Source organism: Bartonella sp. AC329YNZD, from assembly GCF_042196685.1.
In the GTDB taxonomy this organism is placed as follows: Bacteria; Pseudomonadota; Alphaproteobacteria; order Rhizobiales; family Rhizobiaceae; genus Bartonella.
This window is the reverse complement of sequence record NZ_JBHIQS010000053.1, coordinates 1-3156: the sequence shown is the minus strand read 5'-3', so window position 1 is coordinate 3156 and position 3156 is coordinate 1. Positions and strand designations below refer to the sequence as shown.

4 protein-coding genes and 1 pseudogene are annotated in these 3156 nt (G+C 41.3%); 1 reads left to right on the top strand and 4 read right to left on the bottom strand.

The window, feature by feature from the left end:
- A partial coding sequence (locus ACFIMW_RS08980; RefSeq protein WP_375608858.1) for a PBSX family phage terminase large subunit occupies positions 1-1211 on the bottom strand: 1211 nt, incomplete at its 3' end.
- Entirely contained in the window at positions 1192-1527 is a 336-nt protein-coding gene (locus ACFIMW_RS08975; protein ID WP_375617390.1) for a hypothetical protein, read from the bottom strand. The genes ACFIMW_RS08980 and ACFIMW_RS08975, both read right to left, overlap by 20 nt.
- 213 nt (positions 1528-1740) lie before the next feature.
- On the opposite strand from ACFIMW_RS08975, the gene ACFIMW_RS08970 reads away from it, so the two are divergent.
- A complete protein-coding gene (locus ACFIMW_RS08970; protein ID WP_375608856.1) occupies positions 1741-2283 on the top strand; it encodes a hypothetical protein in 543 nt (180 codons plus the stop codon).
- On the opposite strand, the gene ACFIMW_RS08965 is transcribed toward ACFIMW_RS08970, so the two are convergent.
- Together ACFIMW_RS08965 and ACFIMW_RS08960 are read right to left on the bottom strand one after the other, a co-directional pair.
- Entirely contained in the window at positions 2242-2805 is a 564-nt protein-coding gene (locus ACFIMW_RS08965) for a hypothetical protein (protein ID WP_375608855.1), read from the bottom strand. The two genes, ACFIMW_RS08970 and ACFIMW_RS08965, sit on opposite strands and share 42 nt — an antisense overlap.
- 15 nt (positions 2806-2820) lie before the next feature.
- Positions 2821-3063 (bottom strand): annotated as a pseudogene (locus tag ACFIMW_RS08960) (single-stranded DNA-binding protein); the annotation flags it as partial.
- Positions 3064-3156: the final 93 nt, after the last annotated feature.

Sequence of the window (3156 nt, the reverse complement as noted above, 5' to 3'; positions counted from 1 at the left end):
TGACTGGACCAATCATGCTCGGCGCCTAAACCAATATTACGCTTCTCATCCCATTTCTCATGATACCAATTCAGTGCCTTACGCCCCGCTACGGTTGTCTCTTCATTAAACCAAACTGAAGGCAAAATCCGTCGCACTGCCTCGATACGCATTTTGACAGCACCTGCCCCTTGATTAGGAATGACTTGCGTTTCAAAACCCGCATCATTTAAAGCACTCTCAAAACTCACATTGTGCACACGGTCTCTTGTTGCACCATCATGGGGTAACACCATCAATGCCTTCTCATAGCCATTCTGACGCAACCAACCGATATGCTCCGATAACGGCTGTCCCTGTGCTTCGTAATAATCAAGCACTCTGATCTCTCTACCAACAAATTGCGCTATCCATATCGCCGTGGCATCTGCCTTAGCACCCGTGCCCCCAATGTCCCAAAAAGCGCGTATCTGCATTAAAGGGTCACGAGCAACACGCCCTATCCGCCCCTCTTGCTCGGCTGCCAACATCTCTTTCTGATAATAAGCGCCTTGAACCGCTGTAAGATAAGCCCCCTCCCATATATGCTTATAGGTCTCGGGGCGGTTTCTCAGATCATCAAGCCGCGCTTCATTCAAGATTTTCGGAAACTTCGGATTGTCTGACCAATTGATCTCTACACGCTTGATTGCCTCATTGTCTGAAAAGCGAAATCGCTTCTCAACGGGGGCATTCTCTCGCAACGGGTTCCATGTCACCCATAACTCTGCTCGCCACCCCTCGCCCTCTTCTCGCAAAGTCGGTATAAGCGTCTGCCAAGCCGTCTCTGTAACCGGCTCTGCTTCATCAACCCAACAAAGCAAAATACGCCCCATGGATTTGATACTGGCTATATTCCGGTCCAGACCAGAAAACTGAAAGGCTATACGACCATCTATCGACTTAATCGACGACTCCCCAACCTTGTAATAGTCCCTTAAAAAATCATGGGCTTCAATGGCGCGCTTAATCTCCTCCAATGAACTCTCTGCTAGCGAATTCTGAAACTGACGTGCACAAAGAATGGTCCCCGATATCCCTCCCATACCAAATTGATAGCCTTTTAAAGCCGCCATCAAGGCAAATGATCTTGTCTTTCCAGACCCTCGTCCACCCCAAGCCGCGCGTACCAAAGCATCTCCTGTAAAAATAGGAATGAGTTTTGGTACAATCTTAATCTGTCTTGTCGTCATTCATTGTTAAAGGAGCAATTTCTACACGCCCTATGATCTTAATCGCGCCCCCATCTTCCCCCGTCACTTGCAAAGGCAACACCTTCCCAAGCAACGCTAAATAAGCAGCGGGGCATTCCATAGCCTGCTTTTCCAAATAAGAGATCAAACCATCCTTGCCAATTTTATTCCCAGCATTCTCAGCAGCCTTAACCACTGCTTCTTTTAAAATGCGCGTCACTTTATTTGGAACGCCTTTGACACGCCCCATTCCTGCCTTAGGAGGTTTATATTTTTTCTTTGTTTGAGAAATCTGTTCTGTATTTTGTGATGTCATAAAATACGCCCTCCAGATAATAAAAAACCCCGCATTTGCGGGGATTTTGAACTGTACCTCACCCTCATTTAGATACAGTACGACCAGTGCCGTATTTGTCATTAAATACGATTTGCTACACTTTGTCAACATAAAAATAACACATATTGATAATTTCAAAGGGAATCGGTTAAGCAGTGTTCTAAACAGTGGATCGTCAAAAAAGAGAAGATAATGATTATAGAAAATTTATGCTTTATTGGAGTTTTGATAGCATTGTTTTTATTAATGCTATTCAATGCAATACATGCCATTAAAAAAGCAGGAAAAAAAGGGAAAGAAATAGTTGCATACTGCACTGTACTATTTTTACCAACGTTTGTTCCATGGATTCCTACACTTATAATATTTAATTCTAACCTTATAGGAAATGATCTACAAGAAAAAGTGGCTGCTCTATTGCTAGCTATATCTGCCGTGAGTTTTATCATGTCATGTATAATGATAAAAACAATGCGTGAAGATGGTCTACAAGATAACATTAAAGATATAGCTTTAATAACTTGTGGAATACCACTTCTAATTTGTGGTTTCATTGGTGGTATAATTGCACTTTTTATGTGGAATATAACAATAGGGATAATAATTTTAGGGTTATTAGTTTTAATCGGTATAGGTATAAAAGAACGTTTGAGAGTGATTTTGGGAATAATTGGAGTAATATTGGGGTTAATACTAACGATAGCGTTGATCAAGTTTATTTGGAAAATTGTCTAATGAAAAGTACTTCTGAAGCGCATTAAGAGCAACGCGTAATGAATTCACAAGGTGTGGTAGCATTTGATCTTCTACAACGAGGTACTGTAGCGCTGCATAAAGGTTATACTGTCTATAGAGGCATTGGGCTTCTTTTAGTGCCTCTTGCACGGCTTGATAGTGATTTGTTGCTTTTTGAACCCATTGTTCAAAACTATCTGGATCTGAATTTGTAGACACATCATCATAAATCGCATTAGGCAAGCCTTTTGCACAAAGGTAATTATTTCTTATCTGTAGGTACTGTTGCGCGGCATCATATTGCTCTTGTGTAAGCACGCCTTGTAAACAAAGACGCCCGATATAGGTACCAGAAAGTGGATTTTTTGCCTCCTGTAGCGTTAAACCGAAGCGCTTTGCACGCATTTCTATTGCCAATTTATCAACGGCTTCACGGGGTGCTTTTGCACGTGATATACGACCATTGGCTTCTCTTACCTGCCCTGCTATTTTAGGGCGTCCCCTCTTTTTGTTGCTTTTCATAACACCGCTTTTTATTTAAAAAGGAACGCTATCATTCATAACGGTATGAGATGTATCAAGAGGTCTGTGAAAGCTTCTGTCATAAGGTGATGACTGCTCTTGATTATCATCATTTTTGCCATCTAAAAGCTTTAAATCGCCTTTGTACTTAGGCAAAATGATTTCTGTTACAAACCGTTCAATACCGTTTTTATCTTGCCATTTACGCGTTTGAAGCTGTCCCTCGATATAAACTTTGCTGCCTTTGACAAGATATTGATTTATAATGATAATCTAGCATTATTCATATGGAATTAAAGACCAGAATAACGTAAGATTCTCTCATTTCAAATCTGTTTATCTTGAATCAAT

Bases quoted from the DNA above. Each gene is read 5' to 3' on its own strand.
- ACFIMW_RS08970 (WP_375608856.1), top strand. From the start codon at position 1,741: ATGATTATAGAAAATTTATGCTTTATTGGAGTTTTGATAGCATTGTTT.
- ACFIMW_RS08975 (WP_375617390.1), bottom strand. From the start codon at position 1,527: ATGACATCACAAAATACAGAACAGATTTCTCAAACAAAGAAAAAATAT.
- ACFIMW_RS08965 (WP_375608855.1), bottom strand. From the start codon at position 2,805: ATGAAAAGCAACAAAAAGAGGGGACGCCCTAAAATAGCAGGGCAGGTA.